The organism is Ruegeria sp. N8, from assembly GCF_056531325.1.
Map to the genome: position 1 here is coordinate 314886 of NZ_JBQFLQ010000003.1, position 20643 is coordinate 335528.

The following is a 20643-nucleotide window of genomic DNA, read 5'->3' on the forward strand; positions in this document are numbered from 1 at the left end:
CTTCCCCTCACCCTGTCGAATTCCCGTGGTCTCCTCCACGCGACCACCTATATTGCGGCTAAGCCCGACTCTGCAAATCCAAACGACAGGAGCACAAAAATGATTTCAACAGGTGATACGCTGCCCGACGCCACACTGACCCAGATCGGTGCGGAAGGCCCCGAGGAGGTCCGGATTTCCGATAAAACAAACGGGCGCAAAGTGGTGATATTTGCCGTCCCCGGCGCGTTCACGCCCACCTGCCATTCGGCCCATGTGCCCAGCTTCATGCGCACCAAGGATCAGTTCGATGCCAAAGGCGTGGACGAAATCATCTGCCTGTCGGTCAACGACCCCTTCGTGATGAAAGCCTGGGGCGAGGCCACCGGCGCGTCAGATGCGGGCCTGACCATGCTGGCAGATGCCGCGTCCGAATTCACCAAGGCCATCGGCATGGATTTCGACGCTCCGCCGGCCGGGCTGATCGCGCGCTCGAAACGCTATGCGATGCTGGTCGAGGATGGCAAAGTCACCGCGCTGAACCTGGAAGAAAGCCCCGGCGCGTGCGAAATCTCGGCTGGTGAGGGTCTTTTGGACGTCATCTGATCCGGTTTGGCCCCGGTTCTGTCGGGGCCTTTGCCCTATTTAACTTGATAGATACCCCTGAACGGCAAATACTCGGCCTAGTTGTTCAGGGAGTCCTTTTATGAAGCTCAAGTCCATTACCCTATGTCTGGGCACAGCAGGCGCACTGGCCGCGTGCGGCCCGGCCCCCACACCACAACAACAAGCCGCCCGCCAACATGAGATCGCCTGCCTCAGCGGCACGGTCGGCGGCGCGCTATTGGGTGGCGTCATCGGCAATCAGTTTGGCGGCGGGTCCGGCAAGACGATCCTGACAGCAGCAGGGGCTGCCGTCGGCGGGATCGAAGGTCAGAAATTCGCGTGCTGAGGGGGACATCATGAAACTTGGGATTTTGACACTTGGCCTGACCCTTTTGGCTGGGTCCGTTGCGGCCGAAACGGTAGCAGAGCTGCATGAGAATGAATTGAAAGCCATCGACGCCAACAACGATGGATTTCTGTCAAAGGATGAGTTCAACGCTTTTTCCGACTATGCGTTTCAGGCGATGGACGAAGACAAGAACGGCACTCTGGGGTTAGACGAAGCCAAGCCCTTTCTGGACATAAAGCAATTCCAAAGCGTTGACCGCAATCAGGATAACATTATCTCTCGGTCAGAGTTCGATGCGCAGATGAACGACGACTTCACGTCTGCCGACAAAGACGGGAACGGCCAGTTGGACTAGGGCCGCCCGAACCCGACAGGAGCGTATGATGAACAAATGGATATCGCTGGGTGTTCTGGGTCTGCTAGCGGCTTGCGACGTGCCGCAGGCGCCGATTGTGACAGGACCAGACGGCCAGCAACGGATTCAGATCAATACCAGCGGGATGACCTGCTTTGATACGCGCTGTCTGTATATTGACCCGGCGGCGCGGTCGGTGCGGTCGAACGGCCTGCGCACGACGCGCATCCCCGGCAATATCGACGTCAGCAGCGGCACCGTCACGCCGGATGAGTTCCGTCAAATGGGTGTTGCCGCCTCGCTGGCGGGTGGCGTCGGCTCGGCAAGCGACCGGGGTTAAACCAGACTGTCCATCTTGCGGGCCAGCTTGGCGTCCAGCGCCGACAGCCCGCCTACATCATGGGTGGACAGAGTGACCTCGACCGTGCGGTAGACGTTGAACCATTCAGGGTGGTGGTTCCATTTCTCGGCAAAGATCGCCACCTGCGTCATCCAGCCAAAGGCGTGGACAAAATCCTTGAAGATGAAGGTCTTGGTGATCGCGTCCCGGCCTTCAACCATGGTCCAGCCGTTCTGAAACAGCGGGTCCAGAAGGGGGCCGCGGGTCTCGGTCGACAAAAGTTCGGTCATTGCTGTTCCTCCGGGTTCGCTTTCCTGAACGGGCCGTAATCCGTCAGAATCTCGATCTCTTCTCCCACAGCGTGGGCCTCGGCGTCGAGATATTTTCTGATCGCATCGGCAAAACCGGAGTCGTTGACCCAGTGCAGGCTGTGCGTTCGCGTGGGCAGATAGCCGCGCGCCAGCTTGTGTTCCCCCTGCGCGCCCGCTTCGACCCGCGCCAGGCCCTGCGCGATGGCGAAGTCGATCGCCCTATAATAGCACAGTTCGAAATGCAGGCAGGCATGGTGTTCGACGCAGCCCCAATAGCGGCCATACAGCGTCTCGCGCCCAATGAAATTCAACGCACCAGCAATCGGGTATCCGTCACGCTCGGCCAGAACCAGCGCCATGTCGTCGGCCATGGTTTCATGGGCAATGTCAAAGAATTGACGTGTCAGGTATGGCATCCCCCATTTGCGCGAGCCGGTGTCCTGATAGAACCGCCAGAACGCGTCCCAATGTTCGGGCCGCAAGTCGTCACCGGTGAGCGTGCGGATTTCTCCACCAAACCCACAGGCCTGCGCGCGCTCCTTGCGGATATTCTTGCGTTTGCGCGACGAGAGCGCCGCCAGAAACCCGTCGAATTCCGAGTAGCCATCATTCAGCCAGTGAAACTGCTGCGAATGGCGCACCATCAGACCCATTTCTTCACCCGCTTCGGCCTCGGCCTCGGTGCAGAAGGTCGCGTGGATGGATGAGACCTGATTATCCGCCGCCAGTTGCACCGCACCTTGTACGAGGGCCGATAGCCCGACGCCCTCATAGCCCGGCCGAACCAGAAACCGTCGCCCCGTGGCGGGCGTAAAAGGCACCGCAATTTGCAGCTTGGGGTAATAGCGTCCACCCGCATTTTCGTAGGCATGCGCCCAGTTGTGGTCAAAGATATACTCGCCCTGAGAATGCGACTTGGCATACATCGGTGCCGCCCCGATCAGCATCCCGTCCAGATAAGCGGTCAGATATTGCGGCTGCCAACCCGTGCCCCGCCCGACCGAGCCGCTATTTTCCAGCGCCAACAAAAACCGATGCGTGGTAAACGGGTCCATTGGACGACCACCATCCGCAGCCTCGGGGCAGGCACATCTGTCCCACTCTGCCGCAGGGATTTGCGAGAGCGACCCCAGTACCCGAACCTCGATTTGCGCCTGATCCATGTGCCCTCCGCGTCTTGTCTTTATCTGTGACGGATGGGGTGGGGTTCAACCCGGGCGGGCGGCCAAATACCCTTCAAAGGTCACATTATCGGCAACCTTGCGGGCCTCTGCCTCTTGTTCGGGCGAGCGGATGGTCCAGCACAGGATCGGCACGCCCTGCGCCTTCAGCGCAGCCACGCGGAGGCGCGACAAGTCTGCGGCCTCATGGCTGATAAAGCCGGCCCCCACCCGATCGAAATCGGGGATGTCGCGCAGGTGGTCACAAACCGCATGCGGCAAATGCTCGACTTCGGGCTGGTAGGAACAGGTGGTGATCCCACGTGGCAGATTCGGTGCCAGCCGTGCCAGTTCAGCGACCGAGTTGGGGTTGAACGACATCAGCGCCACAGGCCCGTCATAGCCTTGCAACGCGCGCACCGTATCCGCCTCGAGCGGGCCGACATTAGGGCCCATCGCCCCATCCTGATCCTTCAGCTCGATCAACAGCGGGACCTTGCCCGAAACGATCTGCAACACCTCGTCGAAGGTCGGAATGCCGTCCTCGCCGTGCAAAAGCCGCGTGGCTTGCGCTTCATCCGCCGTAATCTGCTGGATCGGACCGGATCGGCCGGTCAGCCGTGTCATGTCGTAGTCATGAAATACCATGGCCCGGTTATCGCGGCTGCGTTGCAGGTCGATCTCGATCCCGTAACCGGCCTCGACTGCAGCGCGAATGGCCGCCCGGCTGTTTTCCGGGCGGTTGTCCGAGAGGTCATGCAGGGCTCGATGCGCAATCGGGGCCTGCAAGAGCACATCAGGTAGGGCAGGTATCATGCGACCTCGAAGATGCCTTCGATCTCGACCGCTACACCCAGCGGCAACGCAGCGGCACTGACAGCCGAGCGCGAGTGGCGGCCCGCTTCGCCCAGCGCCTCGACCAGAAAATCCGAGGCCCCGTTGATCACCTGCGGCTGCGCGGTGAAATCTGCGGTCGAGTTCACGAACCCGGTCAGCTTGATCACGCGTACCAGCTTGTCGATATCGCCACCACAGGCCGCCTTGACCTGCGCCAACAGGTTGATTGCACAGACCTTGGCCGCCGCGGCACCCGCTTGGACATCCATGTCATCACCCAGCTTGCCGGTGATCATCGTGCCGTCGTTCGAGATCTGGCCCGAGACATAGACGATATTGCCCACGCGCACGAAGGGCACATAGTTGGCGGCAGGCGCAGGTGCGTCCGGCAGGGTGACGCCTAGGCTGTCCAGTTTGGCTGCGATGCTCATGTGATACTCCTCAACTAAATTCGACTCGGACGGACGCTAACCGGGATAGCGCGGATCGAAAAGCATGAAACCGGCAGTTTTACGGCTGCCCGCGCAGTAAGCATAACTTCTCTTATTCGGGACTGTTGAAGTTGGGTCACTTTACGTTGACCACTTGTCCGGGTTACACGCTGAGTGTTTCAATCTATTTGAGAAACACCTATGTGACATTGAATTGCGCCGCTTGTTGCGGTCGAAGATAGTATTGATTGAACGTCCAGGCATTTTCATTCCTGACGTGTTGGAGTGGCAAAGACCGTGTTGAGCAAAGTCAGCTTGAAGCCTCTGATCCTTGTGTCCCTGGCGGCAACTCTTGGTGCCTGCGCCACGCGCCCGCCTGCTGACGCCCCTCCCGGAGAGGTCTTTGACCCCTATGAAAAGACCAATCGGGGTATTCACGACTTCAACCTCGGCGTTGACCGCTTTCTGTTCCGACCCGCGTCAAAAGGCTATGTGAAAATCTTCCCCGATCCGGTCGTGACCAGCTTCAGCAATTTCGCCGAGAACCTGACCTTGCCGGGACAGGCGCTGGACTATCTGTTGCAGGGCAACCTGAAACAGTCGGGCAACGCTTTGCTGCGCTTTGCCATCAACAGCACTGTAGGCGGGGCCGGGTTGTCCAAACCCGCAGACGAGCTGAACCTGCCGCCTGTCGATACCGATTTCGGCGAGACCCTGCATGTCTGGGGCGTGGGCGAAGGCGCCTACGTCGAATTGCCGTTCTATGGTCCCTCGACCCAGCGTGATGCGATTGGTGTTGTGTTCAACCTGTTCTCGAACCCGATCAACTTTTCCCCGGTGCGCCCGGTCGACAATATCGGTGTTTATGCCGAGGTGGTGCGCCGCATGGGCGATCGAGGCCGGTTCTCGGACACGGTGGACTCGATTCTGTATGAAAGTGCCGACAGCTATGCGCAGGCACAAACCATCTACCTGCAAAACCGCCGCTTTGAACTGGCGCGTGATGACGAAGACGCCTATCTGGGCCTGTATGACGACCCCTATTCCTTAACCGGGACCGACCCGGTCAGGGACCCCTATCTTGACCCCTACGAGGACCCCTATGCCGAGTAATCTGATGAACCGACGCGGTTTCGTCGCCACCGGCCTGGCCGGGACGCTGATGACCGCCCTGCCCGCCTACGCCCAGACCGAGGCCAGCGCAAAGGCGCTGGTGGTCAGCGTGGTGGATGACATCAACCGCGTGATCGCTTCGGGCAAATCCGAAAACGCGATGATCCGCGATTTCGAGAAGATCTTTACCCAATATGCCGACGTGCCAATCATGGCGCGTTACGTACTGGGTGCCGATGGCCGCTCGGCCAGCCCGGCGCAGTTGCGACAATTCACCAAAGCCTTTCAGGGCTATATCTCGAACAAATATGGCCGCCGCTTCCGTGAATTCATTGGCGGCCAGGTTACAGTTCGCAACGCCCGCAAAATCAAGGCTGGGTACGAAGTACGCACCTCGGTCAAGCTGCAGGGCTCGTCCCCGTTTGAGGTGACTTTCCTTGTATCCGACAAATCGGGCCGAGACCGGTTCTTCAACATGTTCATCGAAGGGGTGAACATGCTGCTGACCGAACGGACCGAGATTGGTGCGATGCTGGATGCCCGTGGTGGCGATCTGAACAGGTTGATCAAGGACCTGAACAAAGTCGGTTGAGCATCTTCAAAAATGCAAGCAGCGCCGCGCAACCTTTTGGTCGCGCGGCGCTGTGCGTTTAGTTCAGGCGTTCACCGGTTTCCTGAGCAAAGTAAGACACTTTGCTCATGTCGAAGGCCAGATTCAGCATCTTGCCCGCCTGCGCGCTGGTTTCCGCGTGCAATCGCGCGGTAACCTGCTTGCCGCCCAGTTCAGACACCACATAGGTGTCTGCGCCTGCGGGTTCGACCATATCGACCAGGCATTCGGCCTCTTGCACGCCGGCACCGGCACGGAAGCCTGCCTCGGCAATGTCTTCCGGGCGCAGACCCAGGATCACGTCCTGCGGCAGCGTCAGGTCGCGCGCATCATTCAGGACCAACGTCTGGCCACCGTCGCGCGCGATAGCGATCTGCGTGCCCGAGCCGTTCTTACTGGCCTGCGCCGGGATCAGGTTCATCGCCGGTGAGCCCATGAAATCAGCCACGAACAGGTTTGCCGGGTTGTTGTAGATCTCGGCAGGGGTGCCGATCTGCTGAACGACACCACCTTTCAGCACGACGATCTTGGTCGCCAGCGTCATCGCCTCAATCTGGTCATGGGTCACATAGACGATGGACGCATCCAGCGTCTGATGCAGCTTCTTGATCTCGGTCCGCATCTCGACCCGCAGCTTGGCGTCGAGGTTCGACAAAGGCTCGTCAAACAGGAACAGCTTGGGATCACGCACCAGCGCCCGACCCATCGCCACACGCTGGCGCTGACCGCCCGACAACTGGCTGGGGCGGCGGTTCAGCAGAGGTTCGATCTGCAACAGTTGCGCCACCTCTTTCAGCTTTGCATCCTGCGTCGCCTGATCGACCCCGCGCACTTTCATGCCAAAAGTGATGTTCTTGGCCACTGTCATCGTCGGGTATAGAGCGTAAGACTGGAATACCATCGCGATGTCACGGTCCTTGGGGCTGACATGGGTCATGTCATTGCCACCAATGGACAGGGTGCCGCCAGTGATCTCCTCCAACCCCGCAATACAGTTCAGCAGGGTAGACTTACCGCAGCCCGAGGGGCCGACCAGCACCAGGAAATCGCCCGGTTCGATCGAGATGTTGATGTCCTTCAGAATCTCGGTCGCACCGTAATTCTTATAGAGTTTGTTGATATCAAGGATGGGTGCCATGGGTCTTATCCCTTCACAGAACCGGCGGTCAGGCCGCGGATGAAATACTTACCGGCAACGACATAGACGAGCAGCGTCGGTAGCCCCGCGATAATCGCGGCGGCCATGTCGACGTTGTATTCTTTCACGCCGGTGGTGGAGTTTACGATGTTATTGAGCGCCACTGTCACGGGTTGCGTACCCGCCTGGCTGAACGACACGCCGAACAGGAAGTCGTTCCAGATCTGCGTGAACTGCCAGATCACGGTCACAACGATGATTGGCAGCGACAGCGGCAGGAAGATCGACCAGAAGATCCGCAGGAACCCGGCCCCATCAACGCGTGCTGCCTTGGTCAGCTCGGACGGGATGGTGACATAGTAGTTACGGAAAAACAGCGTGGTGAAGCCCAGCCCGTAGATCACATGGACAAAGATCAGGCCCGGAATGGTCCCGGCGATCCCCATAATGCCCAACAGGCGCGCCATCGGCAGCAAAACCACCTGAAACGGGATGAAGCAGCCAAACAGCATCAGCGAGAAAATGATGTTCGCGCCTTTGAACCGCCACTGCGCCACGACATAGCCGTTCAGCGCACCCAGCAGGGTCGAGATGGCCACTGCAGGCACCGCGATGAGGACCGAGTTCCAGAAATATGGCCGCAGGCCCTCGCACTGAATACCGGTACAGGCACCGGACCATGCGGTTTTCCAGGCATCAAAGCTGACCTCGCGCGGTAAAGAGATCAGGGACCCGGTGCGGATTTCCTCAAGGCTTTTCAGCGATGTGGTCAACATCACAAACAGCGGCATCAGGTAATACAGCGCAAACAGGCCCAGCAGGACGTACAGCAACCAACGCAGGGCAATTTTGCCAACGGCACTTTGGCTACGGGGTTCGGTTTGGGATTGGGGCATCGACAGATCAGTCATTTTTCGCCCTCAGCTCTGAGTAAAGATAGGGAACGACGATGGCAAAGACGACCAGCATCATGATCATCGCGGACGACGCCGCCTGACCAATATCGCCGCGCGAAAACGCCATGGCGTACATGTATGTGGCTGGCAGATCGGTTGCGTAACCGGGGCCACCACCCGTGAGGGCGATGACAAGGTCAAAGCTCTTGATCGCAAGGTGGGCCAGCACGATGAAGGCGGACAGGAAGATCGGGGCCATCGACGGGATGATGATCGCCGTGTAGATGCGCCATGTGGGGATACCATCGACCTGGGCTGCCTTGATGATCTCACCATCCACCGAGCGTAGACCAGCGAGGAACAGCGCCATGACGAAGCCTGAGCTTTGCCAGATCGCGGCCATCACGATGGTGTAGATCGCGTAATCGGGGTTCACCAGCCAGTCGAACTCGAAATTGGTAAAGCCCCAGCCCTGCACCATGGACTCAATGCCCAGACCCGGGTTCAGGATCCACTTCCACGCGGTGCCAGTCACGATCATCGACAGCGCCATCGGGTACAGATAGATCGTCCGGATGGCCCCTTCGACGCGGATTTTCTGATCCAGCAGGATCGCCAGCAACAGGCCCAACACCATCGCAATCACGATGAACAGCGCGCCAAAGATATACAGGTTGTTGATTGCCGTATCCCAGCGGGGTGAGTCAAACAGGCGTTCATACTGGATGAATCCCTTGATCTCGTATTTCGGCAACAGTTTCGATCGGGTCAGCGACACCCAGGCCGTCCATCCGATAAAGCCGTAGACAAAGATCAAAACGGCAATGAACGACGGTGCCAGCACCACCTTGGGCAGGTGGTTTTCCAGCCATTCGGACATGATTTCCTCCGGGGAAAGATGCTCTGCCCCGTCAGTATAGGGGGCAGAGCGATTTGGATCAGTAGCTGTTGGCCACTGCCGCCGCCAATTGCTGAACCGCGTCAGCCGACGACATATCCGAGTTGAAATGCGCGGTCACAACATCCGTGATCGCACCAGACTGCGACCCGCGCAGCGCCATGCCGTGGGCATAAGACGGCAACAGCGAGCCTGCGTCCGAGGTCGAACCCATATCTTCGGCCGACAAGTTGGCGCAGATGTCAAAGTCATCCAGTGCCACGTCGGTCCGTGCCGGGATCGAGCCTTTGTTCAGGTTGAACACTTTCTGGAAGTTCGGCGCGACGATCAGCTTGGCCAGCAGGTCCTGACCGGCTTTCTTGTCATCTCCGTCCACATCGAACATTGCAAAGCTGTCGACATTGTACAGATAGCCATCACCGGGGGTCGAGGCGCACAGGAAATCCTCGCCGGGTTTTTTGCCCGCCGCCAGGAACTCGCCCTTGGCCCAATCACCCATGATCTGGAACGCCGCCTCACCGTTCATGACCATCGCGGTGGCCAGGTTCCAGTCGCGGCCCGAGAAGTTCTCGTCCACGTAGCCGCGCATTGTGCGCATCTGGTCGAACACCTGCACCATCGTGTCCGAGGTCAGCGCCTCAGGGTCCAGATCAACCAGCGCTTTCTGGAAGAACTCGGGACCGCCAATGCCCAGTACCACGGTTTCAAAAACGGTCGCGTCCTGCCATGCCTGACCACCATGGGCCAGAGGGATCACACCTGCGGCTTGCAGCTTATCCGCGGCAGCGTTGAATTCGTCCCACGTGGTCGGCATCTCGATGCCATTTGCGGCCAGAACGTCGGCGTTTGCCCAGATCCAGTCAACGCGGTGTACGTTCACCGGCGCAGCGCACCACGTGCCCTCGCATTTCATATGGCCCGCGATCGAGGCGGGCAGAACGTCGGCCCAGCCTTCGGCCTCGGCCACAGATGAGATATCGGCCAGCACGCCCTCTTCATACCATTCCTGAATGGCGGGGCCTTTTAGCTGAACCGCCGTCGGCGCGTTGCCCGACAGAACACGGGCGCGCAGCGCGGTCATCGCGGCATCACCGCCACCGCCAGCAACGGGCATATCGGTCCAGCTGCCACCATTGGCCGCGAATTCCTCTTGCAGGACGGCAACTGACTTGGCCTCACCACCCGATGTCCACCAATGCAGAACTTCTGCCTGGGGGCCCGCCAACACCGACGATCCGGCCACAACAGCCAGCGTCGATACGGTGGCAAATGCAAAACGTTTCATTTCTTGTCTCCTCCCTGAGAACCTAAGAGGCTGCCGCAGCAGCGATGTCGGCCATACTGGGGCGCACGGGCCGTCTGGCAACTTGGAATCCGCGCCAAACCCGTGCGTCAGACCAATTTTTCACCGCTTCTGTTACAGCGTGTTACGTTGACATTGAATCTGTTTCCGTTCGTTACAATTGACGATGTCAGAGGGGCCACAACCGGGGAGGACAGATATCATGAGCATTCCGCGACTGTTGGTGGTGGATGACGACCCAGAGATGCGGTCGATGATGACTCAGTTCATGCAGCAAAACGGGTTCATCGCCTTGCCCGCCCGATCGGAATCCGAAATCCGTGGGCATCTGGGGGCGGGCCGCATTGACCTGATCCTGCTGGACGTAATGCTGGGCGATGAAAACGGCGTCGAGATCTGCGCCCGCCTGCGCGCCGAACAGGATGTGCCGATCATTCTGGTCTCGGCCCTCTCAGCCGACCATCAGCGCATGGCGGGGTATGAGGTCGGGGCCGATGACTATATCGCCAAGCCTTTCAACCCGCAGCTTCTGCTCGCTCGCGTGCGGGCGGTGATGCAACGGGCGCGGCGGTCATCGTCGCTTGCCTACCGCCGCCGCATCCACAGCTTCCGCTTTGACGGCTGGCTCTATGACGGCAAACGCGATGAGGTGCATTCGCCCGAGGGCTATTTGGTGGCGCTGTCCCAGCGTGAGACGGCGTTGCTCAAGGTTTTGCTGGCCAATCCGCATATCCCCCTGACAAGGGATGAGATCGTCGCCGCGTTGGATGTCACCGGCGGCTCCGACAAACCCGAGGCGCAGGGCCGCGCCATCGACATGCTGGTGGGGCGGCTACGGTCAAAGATCGAAGTCAACCCGAAGGACCCGCAGATGCTGCGCACCGAACGCGGCGTCGGCTATGTTTTTGCCGCTGACGTGTCGGTGCAAGAGGAATGACACTGCGCCTGCGCAATCTAGGCTGGTTTTGGGTGATCTCAGCGTTCGCAACAGGGCTGGTATCGGCCAGCCTGTGGTTTGCTTCGGCCCGCGCCTGGAATCAGTTCCTGACGCAATCCTTCGTCGCAGGGTTCACCGTCTACGAAGACCTGCGCACCGGGATCGCTCCGGCCGCTCCGCTGTCCATTTCGCCGTTGTCACCGGCGGATGCCGCCCTGGCCGATATGGGAGAGTTCCTGCAATTGCCTGGGTCTTCGGGCCGTCGGTTCCTGACCAACCTTTCGATCCTGACCGACAGTTCAGCGCCGCTCAACGGGCGTGAATTGACGCTGGCGATCCTGTCCGATCGTCTGGTCTATCCGGTCTCGGACATCGTGTCACGCAGTGATCAGACCGGGCCTGAGAAGATGGGCAACCTGACCCGGCTGCTGGCCACCTATTGCAGCGAACCGATCCTGATTGCGCAGTTTGGGCGCGGGCCGTGGTATCGCGTGGATGGCACCGGGATCTGGGGCTGTGGCGCAGCGCCGACAGATCTGCGCCTGCCCGCGATATTGCTGGGCATCGTGGCTCTGGCGGTCCTTCTGACCTCGGTCGGCAACGTGTCTGATACGTTCACCCGTTTTGCCCACGCCCTGCGCGACCGTCGGCGACGCGGAGGCCCCGACAGCTATGACGCCGACGGGCCGACCGAGCTGCGTGATATCGTGTCTGCGGTGAACGCCCATCTGGACGCCGAACGCGCCTTGCTAGAACAACGGGCCACGGTCTTGTCGGGTGTCAGCCACGATCTTGGCACCCCCGCAACCCGCGTCCGGCTGCGCGCTGCGTTGATCGCCGATGACGAGCTGCGCGAAAAGCTGGAAGCGGATGTGGACCAGATGACCGGCATGATCGAAAGTGTTCTGACCTATACGCGTTCAGAACTGAGCGTCGAGGAACCGCGCCAGATTTCTCTGACATCCTTGGTCGAATCTGTCGTCGCCGATTATCAGGACATGGACCTGCCGGTGACGCTTCAGAATGTCGACCCGGTCGCGGTCGAGGGCGCTCCGTCCGTTTTCATGTCCCGCCGCGGGCATGGGACGTTGCTGGAAACCCGGCGCATGTTGGTAACGGGTCGGCCCATTTCGCTGAAACGGGCACTGACCAACCTAATCGACAATGCGCTGAAATATGGCCGCCACGCCGATGTCCAGTTGGAAACCGACGCGCACACCGCAACGGTCACGGTCGAGGACAAGGGCAATGACCTGTCCGTTCATGAGATCGAGGCCCTGATGGCCCCGTTTCAGCGCGGATCAAATACCGGCTCGTCAGACGGGTTCGGCCTGGGTCTGACAATTGCTGCCACAGTGGCTGACCAGCATGGTGGTGGCCTGCATTTCGAGGCCGGAGATCAGGGGCTGCGCGCCCGATTGACGATCACGCGGCAATAGGCCGTCAGCCCATGTAGCTTCGCACCAAAGCGCTGGCGATCAGGGACCACCCATCCGCAATGACAAAAAACGCCAGTTTGAACGGCAGTGAAACCGTTGCGGGTGGCACCATCATCATCCCCATCGACATCAGCACCGCAGCTACCACAAGGTCGATGATCAGAAAGGGCAGGAAGATCAGAAAACCGATCTGAAAGGCCCGCGCAATCTCGGACAACATGAAAGAGGGCATCAGGATCGACAGCGGCGCATCCGGCGACACATCCACCGTATTGCCTTCGGGGCGCAGCGCAGCCATGGCGTAGAACGTGTCCGGGTCCAGCCGCGCGGCCATGAAGGCGCGAAACGGTTGAAGGGCGCGTTCCAAAGCGGGCTCGACCTCCATCGTTTCGTCGACCATGGGTTGGATGCCAGTGGTCCAGGCTTCGTTAAAGACGGGCTCCATTATGAAATAGGTCAGAAACAAAGCCAGGCTGACGATTAGCATGTTGGGGGGCGATTGTTGCAACCCAATCCCTTGCCGAAGGATGGCCAGCACGGTGATCAGAAAAGGAAAACAGGTGATCATGATCGCCAGCCCAGGTGCGAGGCTGAGCACGGTAATCAACAGGATCAATTGGATCGTCCGCGCCGAGATGGAACCCCCGTCACCCAGCGACAAGGACACATCCTGCGCTTCTGCAAAAGACGGTGTCAGCAGCAGCGCCACGATGATCCAGGGCAGAATGCGCATCAACCGATCCCGTTTTGCAGATCGGCAATCTCGGTCAGGCGCACGGCCAGTTGTCCGGCCTGATCGCCTTCCATCTCTTCCAGCAAGCCGCGGGCCACCAGCTGGTCCCCTACATAAAGATCCACCGGATCCTCGATCCGTTTGTCCAAAGTCAGCACCGCATTTTCACCCATGTTCAACAGATCGCGGATCAGTGGGCGGGCGCGGCCGACCGAGACCGTGACCTCGATCGGGACCGATTCAAACGGGTTGGATTTTTCGCTTTTGGGACTTTGGGGATCACTCATTGCTCAATGCCTCTTTTGCCTCGAATACATACGCGTCGAACGCGGCGCGGATCGACGTCAGCAGGCCGCCGCAATCCACCTCGCGCCGCGAGATACCGACCTGCAATCTAGCCTGGCCGGGTTTGATCTGCGGGTCTGAGATGACTTGCGCCATCTTGGCCATCCCCTCGGGCAGCATCTCTTTCACCTCAGCCGCGAGGCCTTCGGGTACGAAAACCTGTATCGGCTCATTGATCTGTTCGCGAGCCATGTCGGTCAGTTGTTCGGCCAGCCGGATGGTATAACCCCGCTCCAAAGTTTCGGGCAGGACCGCGAGCATCAGGCTGTTGAACATCGGTTCCAGCGACAGAGTCATCCGTGTTACCGCCTCATGATAGGTGAAGGACATGTCCTCAAGCGACTTGGCCAACTCGGTCGAGATCCGGCCTCGGTTTTGCTCCTGTGCCTGAACGGCATCTTCCCAACCGGCGGCATAGCCCTGTTCGAACGCCGCCAGACGCTGTTCCTCCAACCCGTCCTCATCCAGCAAGTGCAGCTTTCCACCGCCAGCCTGCAACGTGAAATCTTCCAGCAAATGGGCGATCGACATCAGACCTTTTCCTCGCCTTCTTCAAGCCAGCTGCGCAGGATTTCGACCGTTTCCTCCTGCTTGTCGCCAATCATCGCCCGCAGCCGATCTACCGGGTCCGCCCCGGGCTGAGCCGACAGTGCTGGAACATCTCCGCCGGTGGCCTGACCCGCGATCGGTGCGAATTGCCCGCCTTCTTCGGTCGCAATCTCACCCGTCAAAACCGAGCCTGGTTCGGGTAGACTTCCGGTAGGTAGTAGTGCCGTGGTCACAACCGGCTTGGTCAAAATAGGCCGGATCACGAACAACCCAAGGATCAGAGACACAATCGCCAGAACTGCCATCTGGATCAGCGACATTGCGTCGAAATGCACCTTCTGCCAGATCGAAGCCGAGGCCAGCGTGCCCTGCGGTTCAACAACCGGCAGGTCCATGGATTTCAGCGTGATCACGTCGCCGCGTTCCGCATCAAACCCCACAGCCGAGGCGACCAATTCCTTCAAGGCCTCCATCTCTGTTTCGGGCATGGGGGCAAAACCTTCCGTGCCCGTCGCATCCACACTGCGCGTTCCATTCACCAGTACGGCCACAGTCAGACGTTTGATCGCGCCGGGGGCGTTGTGAACCTCAAGCTCCGTCTCGGACACCTCGTAGTTTACCCGCTCGCGCGTCTGGGTGGCGTTCGAGTTCGACTCGTCGCCCCCCGCGCCGTCACCATCCGGCAGGTTCGACGCAACGGTGACATCGGCGGATTGATTGCGCGCGCTGTCTGAACGTTCTTCGACATCGGTGCTGATCGCCACACGACCGTTGGGGTCAAAGCGACGCTCGCGAATGGATTCGGTTTTCGTCACCGTATCTACGCTGACTTCTACAACGGCATTGCCCGTACCTACGCGGGCTTCGACCAAACGCAGGACCTTTTCCCGCAATTGCCGCGACTTGTCATCCGCCGTATCGGCGGCAACGGCGTTTTCCTGCGCGCCAATCACAGCCCCGTTCGAATCGATGATCGCCACATTCTCGGACGCAAGACCACTGACCGCGGATGAGACCAGAAACCGGATCGCCTTGGCCTGATCTGACGTGATATCCGCCCCCGAAGACACCAGATAAACCGAGGCAGTCGGTGCAACGCTGCGCTGAAATGGATTGGTTGAACCATTGGCGATGTGCACGCGCGCCTGGCTGATATGGGGTGCTCCTACAATCGTGCGGGCCAGTTCACCCTCTTTCGCGCGCCAATAAGCGGCGTCAAACATTTGCGAAGTGGTCCCGAACCCGCTGAGCGTATCCAGCAGTTCGTACCCCCGGTTTCCATTCGCAGGCAAACCCTCGCTCGCCAGAGTCATGCGCAACTCATCCCGCTGCGACCCCGGCACGTAGATCGAGCCGCCCCGAATCTCAAAGGGCACGCCGCGCTGATCCAGTGACCGAACGATATCGCCCGCCGCCCCACTTTCCAGCCCGGCATAAAGCAAGGTCATCGACGGTGCCGTTATCAGCCGCGACATCGCAAGGACCCCAAGAAATACCAGCACAACCGCACCGGCAACGATGATTTGTTTTCGCCTGTCCAAACTTGTCCAGACAGTTCCGATCTGCTGCACGCTCACCTCCGACTCGCCGACATTCTGCTCGGCGCATCCCTTGTTTGACCGATTGCCCTTAACAATCGGTTAGTCCCTGCCGGGTTATGACGATTGCAGAACGGATGGATGAGGACGTCATGACTGACGCAACTGCAGAACAGGCAGAAGCCCCAGAAAAGCCTGGGAAAAAGGGATTGATACTAGGTGTGATTCTAGCCCTGTCCGGCGCGGGTGGAGGGTATTTTGTAACCACGTCCGGGCTGTTGCCAATAGGCGCCATGCCCAAGGCGCAAGAGGCGGTTGAAAAGGCGGAAAAAAAGCCTGCAAAAGCCTTGCCTGACGTTGGATTCGTCGATCTTCCGCCGCTGATCCTGTCGCTGAACTCGGGCGATTCGCGGCACCTGAAATTTCACGCTCAGCTTGAGGTGAACTCGAACTATCTGGGCGATGTCGAAAAGATGAAGCCGCGAATCATGGATGTGCTGAACGGGTATCTGCGGGCGGTTGAAATCTCGGATCTTGAGGATTCGTTGGCCCTGGTGCGCATTCGCGGGCATCTGCTGCGGCGCATCGGCATTGTAGTTGGCGAGGATCGCGTTCGCGATGTCCTCGTGATGGAATTCGTTTTGAATTAGGAGGCGAAGTTGGAACTGATCGCAGATATTTTCCTAGTCGCAGGCGCCTTGGGCGCAGGTCTCTATTGCTTTGTTCTGTCTCGACGCCTCAAGCGATTCACCGATCTTGAAAAGGGCGTTGGCGGGGCCGTTGCCGTTCTTTCGGCACAGTCGGATGAATTAAAGAAATCGCTGGAGTCCGCGCGTGCGGCGTCGGACCGCTCCGGGGACACCTTGAAGCAATTGACGCAACGGGCGGAGACGGTCGCGCAGCGGTTGGAGCTGATGATGGCGTCGATGCATGACATCGTGCCGGATCAGGAAGCCCCAAAGGATACAGCCTCGCCCGCGACCGAGCCTACGGTGCCACCAGAGCCTGAGGTTGCAAAGGTTGAAGCTGCGGAAGCGCCCGAGCAAAAGGAAGAACCCGTTCCTGAGCCTGCGGAAAAACGAACGGCTGGTCCGATGTTTATGCGGCATGGTCGCAAAAGGCGTGAGGCCACGGCATGAAAACAAGGCAGAGCAACAAACCCAAAGGCGGCGTGCTTGCTGTGATCTCTTTGCTGATGATCGGATCGGCTGCGATTCGCGTCGGGTTGGAGGCTGGTCCGGCACTGGCCAAGAACGCCGAACCGACGGTCAAGCAAGCCAAGCCAGAAGGTATGGAAAAGCCCGGCGCACAGGAATTGTTGACAGAACTTCTGCGACGCGAAGCGGCGTTGGAAAAGCGCGAAGCCGCCGCAATCGACAAGGAAAAGGCGTTGGAAATCGCCGAGCAAGCCATCGAAACCCGAATGGTCGCTATGCAAGCGGCCGAAGAGAACCTGCGCGAAACACTGGCCTATGCGGAAAAAGCGGCCGAGACCGACCTGACCCGGCTGACGGATGTGTATCAAAGTATGAAACCCAAAGACGCAGCCGCCTTGTTCGAGACGATGGATCCAGGTTTTGCCGCCGGTTTCCTGTCACGGATGCCTGCGGATGCCGCTGCTGGCGTGCTGGCGAGGATAAGCCCTGAGACCGCCTATACAATCAGCGTTATCATGGCGGGGCGCAACGCTGCCGCGCCACAGGAATGACGTCCATGTTCACCAAAGCCGCGTTTGAGTTTGCTGGAGGCCCCTCATGATCGGACTAGTCGGAATTGTCGTCATCTTCGTCATGGTGTTCGGTGGCTATCTGGCCGCTGGCGGCAAGATGACCATCATCATGAAATCTCTGCCGTTCGAAATGATGATGATCGGGGGCGCAGCGGTCGGAGCGTTTTTGATCAGCAACGACATGAGCGCGGTGAAGCATACGCTCAAGGACATGGGAAAGGTGTTCAAAGGTCCGAAATGGAAACCCGATGACTACCGCGACCTGTTATGCCTTCTGTTTTCCCTGATCCGCATCGCCAAAGCCAACCCGGTCGAGGTCGAGCAACATATAGAAGACCCCGAAAATTCCGCGGTGTTTTCGGCCTATCCGAAGATTCAATCCGACAAAGAGGCCGTGGATCTGATCTGTGACACGATGCGGTCGGCTTCGATGAACTACGACGACCCCCATCAGGTCGAAGAAGTTCTGGAAAAGCGGATGGAGGCGAATTTTCACCACGCCATGCATTCCAGCCATGCATTGCAGACGGTTGCGGATGGCTTGCCAGCCCTGGGGATCGTGGCTGCGGTTTTAGGGGTGATCAAGACCATGGGATCGATCGACCAGCCACCCGAGGTACTGGGTAAACTGATCGGGGGGGCTCTGGTTGGGACCTTTCTGGGCGTGTTCCTGGCCTATGGTCTGGTCGGGCCATTCGCAGGAAAACTGAAGGCCGTGGTTGAGGAAGACAACCATTTCTATCAACTGATCAAAGAGGTTCTGGTCGCCAATCTGCACAACCACAACCCCGCGATGTGCATTGAAGTCGGTCGCCAGAACACGCCGACCCATAACCGCCCTGGTTTTTCGGAACTGGAAGAGGCGTTGAAAGAGCTGAAACAGGCGGCGGCATGATCCGACTTGGTCTTTTTCTTGCAGTGTTGCTTGCAGCAAACGGTGCCACTGCGCGTGAAGCCACCGTGCGCTCGGGAGAGCATGAGGACTACACCAGGCTGGTCATTCAGGTGCCGCCTGGCACCGGCTGGGTCCTCACCCAAACCAAGTATGGTGCGCGTCTGAACGTCACCCTGGAGGATGTTCATTTCGAAACCACTTCGGTCTTCCGCAGGCTGTCTCAAAACCGTTTGTCCGCCATTTCTCAGGCTGAACCGGGCGGGCCGTTGGAAATGCAATTCGGGTGTGAATGCGCGGCTTCGGCGTTTTTATACCAAGACACCATGATTGTGGTCGATATTGCCATTGCGCAGGCCCTGCCACCGATAGGTGCGGACATTCCTCCGCCCATCTTGCCGCAAGCAAACCGCGACACCGGGCTGCTGGCGGCGGCTCAGAACCGCAACGTCTTGTCAATGCCTGCGCTTCCGACGCCATTGCTTGGGTTTGAGGATCGCCTGTCAGAACGTCTATTACAAGGTGCAGACCGGGGCATCGTTGACCTTGAGCTTGCCCAGGTTGGCCCGCGATCGTCGATCTTTGACGGTGCCACGGAAGGGCCAGCAGACCCGACAGGGAATATCAGCGTATCGACGGTGCTCGATGAATTGAACGGTCTACTGGGACCCGATTTGATCGGGTTTGAACAAGAACCTGCCTGCATATCCGATACAGAGTTGGGGTTCGAGACGTGGGGTGGCTCAGCCGATTTCCCTCAGCAAATAGCCACCTTAAGATCAGGTTTGTTTCAGGAATTCGATCGGGTTAATCAGGACACAGCGCTGTCTCTGGCAAAGCTGTACGCATTCTATGGCTTCGGCGCCGAGGCGATCCAGGCTTTGGCATTGGTGGAAGATCCCGATGCTGACGTAAACCGGGTTGCAGCAATTGCGCAGTATTTGGACGCAGGGCATGTGGCAGACGACAATCCGTTTGGTGGCTTGCAACGATGCGGGGGTGACGTTGCACTTTGGGCTGTTCTGATGGCCGGGGAATTATCCGCTGAAGCAAACTTGGACAGGGTAGAGCAATCATTTTCACGGCTGCCAACGCGTCTAAGACGGCAATTTGGACCTGATCTATCCGAAATTTTGGTCGATGCGGGTCGGATAGAAGCCGCTCGACGCGTATTGCGGTCTGTTGACCGGGCGGGAACTCAAAACGCCTCGGACACAACACGGGCCAAAGCTAAGGTCGCAGCCGCCGAAGGTGACGCTCCAAAAGCCGAGGCGTTGCTAAACGACGTGGTTGCATCCTCCGGCCCCAATCTGGACGCTCCGCTCGCTTTGGCGCGGCTGATCGAAAACCGATGGGTTGATCGAGGCGCCGCTTCACCCGAAGAAGTCGCCCTTGCGGCGTCTTTTTCGAACGAGTTTCGTAAATCCGAGATCGAGCCACAGTTAAAACGGGCTCATGCTGTGGCCCTAAGTCTGACTCAGGAATTCGACCTAGCATTTGATGCTGCCTTGGAAATACCTGCAGGGCAAGAACGCCTGGCCACGTTGAACCGGATTTCTCACATTCTGGTGGAGAGGGCGGATGACATAACATTTCTACGTCGGGCGTTGGAATTTGCATCCGGTGATACGCAGGACCTGAGCACAGATACGGCTGTCGCGTTGGCAAACCGTCTGGTGAAGCTTGGGTTCCCTGGACCAGCGCTGGCTTTGTCGAACAGACCCCAAGATACGGTGCAACGGTCAGAGCGTGCACGGATCAGGGCACGCTCTGCCTTGCAAACGCAACGCCCTCACCAAGCTATGCTTGAACTGGAAGGGGACAGTTCGGAAGAGGCATTGCGTATCAGGCACCAAGCGATGCAGGCCCTTGGCGATTTCGATACAGCCGGAGAGCTATCGCGCACATTAGGGCAGGCGGAGCAGGCTGACCGAAATTTTTGGCTGGCCGACCGCCCCGAAGCCATTGATCAAGAGGAAGAAACGCAATTTGGTTTGGTTAGCAAGGCGACACAAGTCCTGATCACTCCTCCTGTTTCGCAACCTGACAAGCCTTTGGCCGAGGCGGCGGATTTACTTCAGGATAGTGTCGAAGCTAGGGAAAAAATCACCGAATTGCTTACAATTCTCGAGCAGTGAACCGTATAAATTGGGGC

General features: G+C 58.9%; 25 protein-coding genes. 13 read left to right on the forward strand and 12 right to left on the reverse strand.

Going from position 1 to position 20643, the window contains the following annotated elements; translation table 11 throughout:
• Window positions 1-99: 99 nt before the first annotated feature.
• From ACR0C5_RS09265 to ACR0C5_RS09280, 4 genes are all read left to right on the forward strand, one after another.
• Window positions 100-585 (forward strand): peroxiredoxin, encoded by a 486-nt coding sequence (locus ACR0C5_RS09265; protein ID WP_170755218.1) that lies wholly within the window; start codon window positions 100-102, stop codon window positions 583-585.
• Window positions 586-685: 100 nt separating this feature from the next.
• The gene (locus ACR0C5_RS09270; protein WP_170772870.1) at window positions 686-931 is read left to right on the forward strand and encodes a glycine zipper 2TM domain-containing protein; all 246 of its coding nucleotides are present in this window, start codon (window positions 686-688) and stop codon (window positions 929-931) included.
• A gap of 10 nt (window positions 932-941) precedes the next feature.
• A complete protein-coding gene (locus ACR0C5_RS09275) occupies window positions 942-1289 on the forward strand; it encodes an EF-hand domain-containing protein (RefSeq protein WP_170789538.1) in 348 nt (115 codons plus the stop codon).
• Between the two features lie 28 nt (window positions 1290-1317).
• Window positions 1318-1629, forward strand: coding sequence for a hypothetical protein (locus tag ACR0C5_RS09280; protein ID WP_480876102.1), 312 nt, complete (start codon window positions 1318-1320; stop codon window positions 1627-1629).
• On the opposite strand, the gene ACR0C5_RS09285 is transcribed toward ACR0C5_RS09280, so the two are convergent.
• Genes ACR0C5_RS09285 through ACR0C5_RS09300 form a run of 4 tightly spaced genes read right to left on the reverse strand, consistent with a single transcriptional unit; the run spans window position 1626 to window position 4368 of the window.
• Window positions 1626-1919, reverse strand: coding sequence for a 4a-hydroxytetrahydrobiopterin dehydratase (locus ACR0C5_RS09285; protein WP_480876104.1), 294 nt, complete (start codon window positions 1917-1919; stop codon window positions 1626-1628). The genes ACR0C5_RS09280 and ACR0C5_RS09285 overlap by 4 nt on opposite strands.
• The gene (locus tag ACR0C5_RS09290; protein WP_480876105.1) at window positions 1916-3103 is read right to left on the reverse strand and encodes a GNAT family N-acetyltransferase; all 1188 of its coding nucleotides are present in this window, start codon (window positions 3101-3103) and stop codon (window positions 1916-1918) included. Before ACR0C5_RS09290 ends, ACR0C5_RS09285 begins: the two co-directional genes overlap by 4 nt.
• A gap of 45 nt (window positions 3104-3148) precedes the next feature.
• Complete coding sequence (locus ACR0C5_RS09295) at window positions 3149-3916, reverse strand: glycerophosphodiester phosphodiesterase family protein (protein WP_480876106.1); 768 nt, start codon at window positions 3914-3916, stop codon at window positions 3149-3151.
• A complete protein-coding gene (locus ACR0C5_RS09300) occupies window positions 3913-4368 on the reverse strand; it encodes a RidA family protein (RefSeq protein WP_480503453.1) in 456 nt (151 codons plus the stop codon). The genes ACR0C5_RS09295 and ACR0C5_RS09300 overlap by 4 nt, the downstream gene beginning before the upstream one ends.
• Window positions 4369-4653: 285 nt before the next feature.
• Here ACR0C5_RS09300 and ACR0C5_RS09305 point away from each other — a divergent pair, with 285 nt between their 5' ends.
• The gene (locus tag ACR0C5_RS09305) at window positions 4654-5481 is read left to right on the forward strand and encodes an MlaA family lipoprotein (RefSeq protein WP_480876108.1); all 828 of its coding nucleotides are present in this window, start codon (window positions 4654-4656) and stop codon (window positions 5479-5481) included.
• Window positions 5471-6073 carry an MlaC/ttg2D family ABC transporter substrate-binding protein gene (locus ACR0C5_RS09310; protein ID WP_480876109.1) on the forward strand — a complete coding sequence of 201 codons (603 nt, stop codon included), beginning with the start codon at window positions 5471-5473 and terminating at the stop codon, window positions 6071-6073. The genes ACR0C5_RS09305 and ACR0C5_RS09310 overlap by 11 nt, the downstream gene beginning before the upstream one ends.
• A gap of 58 nt (window positions 6074-6131) precedes the next feature.
• Here the strand turns inward: ACR0C5_RS09310 and ACR0C5_RS09315 are convergent, their stop codons facing one another.
• Genes ACR0C5_RS09315 through ACR0C5_RS09330 form a run of 4 tightly spaced genes read right to left on the reverse strand, consistent with a single transcriptional unit; the run spans window position 6132 to window position 10308 of the window.
• A complete protein-coding gene (locus tag ACR0C5_RS09315; protein ID WP_480876110.1) occupies window positions 6132-7229 on the reverse strand; it encodes an ABC transporter ATP-binding protein in 1098 nt (365 codons plus the stop codon).
• Between the two features lie 5 nt (window positions 7230-7234).
• The gene (locus ACR0C5_RS09320; RefSeq protein ID WP_480876111.1) at window positions 7235-8140 is read right to left on the reverse strand and encodes a carbohydrate ABC transporter permease; all 906 of its coding nucleotides are present in this window, start codon (window positions 8138-8140) and stop codon (window positions 7235-7237) included.
• The gene (locus ACR0C5_RS09325; protein WP_170387762.1) at window positions 8133-9005 is read right to left on the reverse strand and encodes a carbohydrate ABC transporter permease; all 873 of its coding nucleotides are present in this window, start codon (window positions 9003-9005) and stop codon (window positions 8133-8135) included. Before ACR0C5_RS09325 ends, ACR0C5_RS09320 begins: the two co-directional genes overlap by 8 nt.
• 58 nt (window positions 9006-9063) lie before the next feature.
• Window positions 9064-10308, reverse strand: a complete 1245-nt coding sequence (locus tag ACR0C5_RS09330) for an ABC transporter substrate-binding protein (RefSeq protein WP_170355923.1) — start codon at window positions 10306-10308, stop codon at window positions 9064-9066.
• A 220-nt stretch (window positions 10309-10528) separates the two neighbouring features.
• On the opposite strand from ACR0C5_RS09330, the gene ACR0C5_RS09335 reads away from it, so the two are divergent.
• Both ACR0C5_RS09335 and ACR0C5_RS09340 read left to right on the forward strand, forming a co-directional pair.
• Window positions 10529-11263 (forward strand): response regulator transcription factor, encoded by a 735-nt coding sequence (locus tag ACR0C5_RS09335; RefSeq protein ID WP_480503458.1) that lies wholly within the window; start codon window positions 10529-10531, stop codon window positions 11261-11263.
• Window positions 11260-12702, forward strand: coding sequence for a sensor histidine kinase (locus ACR0C5_RS09340; RefSeq protein WP_480876113.1), 1443 nt, complete (start codon window positions 11260-11262; stop codon window positions 12700-12702). The genes ACR0C5_RS09335 and ACR0C5_RS09340 overlap by 4 nt, the downstream gene beginning before the upstream one ends.
• Before the next feature lie 4 nt (window positions 12703-12706).
• Here ACR0C5_RS09340 and fliP read toward each other — a convergent pair whose 3' ends face one another.
• The 4 genes from fliP to fliF are packed head-to-tail and all read right to left on the reverse strand — an operon-like array spanning window position 12707 to window position 15900.
• A complete protein-coding gene (gene fliP, locus ACR0C5_RS09345; RefSeq protein ID WP_480876115.1) occupies window positions 12707-13435 on the reverse strand; it encodes a flagellar type III secretion system pore protein FliP in 729 nt (242 codons plus the stop codon).
• A complete protein-coding gene (locus ACR0C5_RS09350) occupies window positions 13435-13722 on the reverse strand; it encodes a FliM/FliN family flagellar motor switch protein (RefSeq protein ID WP_170789529.1) in 288 nt (95 codons plus the stop codon). Before ACR0C5_RS09350 ends, fliP begins: the two co-directional genes overlap by 1 nt.
• Window positions 13715-14311: a FliH/SctL family protein gene (locus ACR0C5_RS09355; RefSeq protein WP_480876117.1), complete on the reverse strand. Its 597-nt coding sequence runs from the start codon at window positions 14309-14311 to the stop codon at window positions 13715-13717. Before ACR0C5_RS09355 ends, ACR0C5_RS09350 begins: the two co-directional genes overlap by 8 nt.
• Window positions 14311-15900: a flagellar basal-body MS-ring/collar protein FliF gene (gene fliF / locus ACR0C5_RS09360; RefSeq protein ID WP_480876119.1), complete on the reverse strand. Its 1590-nt coding sequence runs from the start codon at window positions 15898-15900 to the stop codon at window positions 14311-14313. Before fliF ends, ACR0C5_RS09355 begins: the two co-directional genes overlap by 1 nt.
• A 119-nt stretch (window positions 15901-16019) precedes the next feature.
• On the opposite strand from fliF, the gene ACR0C5_RS09365 reads away from it, so the two are divergent.
• Genes ACR0C5_RS09365 through ACR0C5_RS09385 form a run of 5 tightly spaced genes read left to right on the forward strand, consistent with a single transcriptional unit; the run spans window position 16020 to window position 20626 of the window.
• Entirely contained in the window at window positions 16020-16517 is a 498-nt protein-coding gene (locus ACR0C5_RS09365) for a flagellar basal body-associated FliL family protein (RefSeq protein WP_480503463.1), read from the forward strand.
• 9 nt (window positions 16518-16526) lie between these two features.
• Entirely contained in the window at window positions 16527-17006 is a 480-nt protein-coding gene (locus ACR0C5_RS09370) for a hypothetical protein (protein ID WP_170772897.1), read from the forward strand.
• Window positions 17003-17575, forward strand: a complete 573-nt coding sequence (locus ACR0C5_RS09375) for a MotE family protein (protein WP_480876121.1) — start codon at window positions 17003-17005, stop codon at window positions 17573-17575. The genes ACR0C5_RS09370 and ACR0C5_RS09375 overlap by 4 nt, the downstream gene beginning before the upstream one ends.
• 46 nt (window positions 17576-17621) lie before the next feature.
• Complete coding sequence (gene motA, locus ACR0C5_RS09380; protein ID WP_170772900.1) at window positions 17622-18491, forward strand: flagellar motor stator protein MotA; 870 nt, start codon at window positions 17622-17624, stop codon at window positions 18489-18491.
• On the forward strand, window positions 18488-20626 hold the full coding sequence (locus ACR0C5_RS09385) for a hypothetical protein (RefSeq protein ID WP_480876124.1): 2139 nt from the start codon (window positions 18488-18490) through the stop codon (window positions 20624-20626). Before motA ends, ACR0C5_RS09385 begins: the two co-directional genes overlap by 4 nt.
• The last annotated feature ends 17 nt before the right edge of the window (window positions 20627-20643 follow it).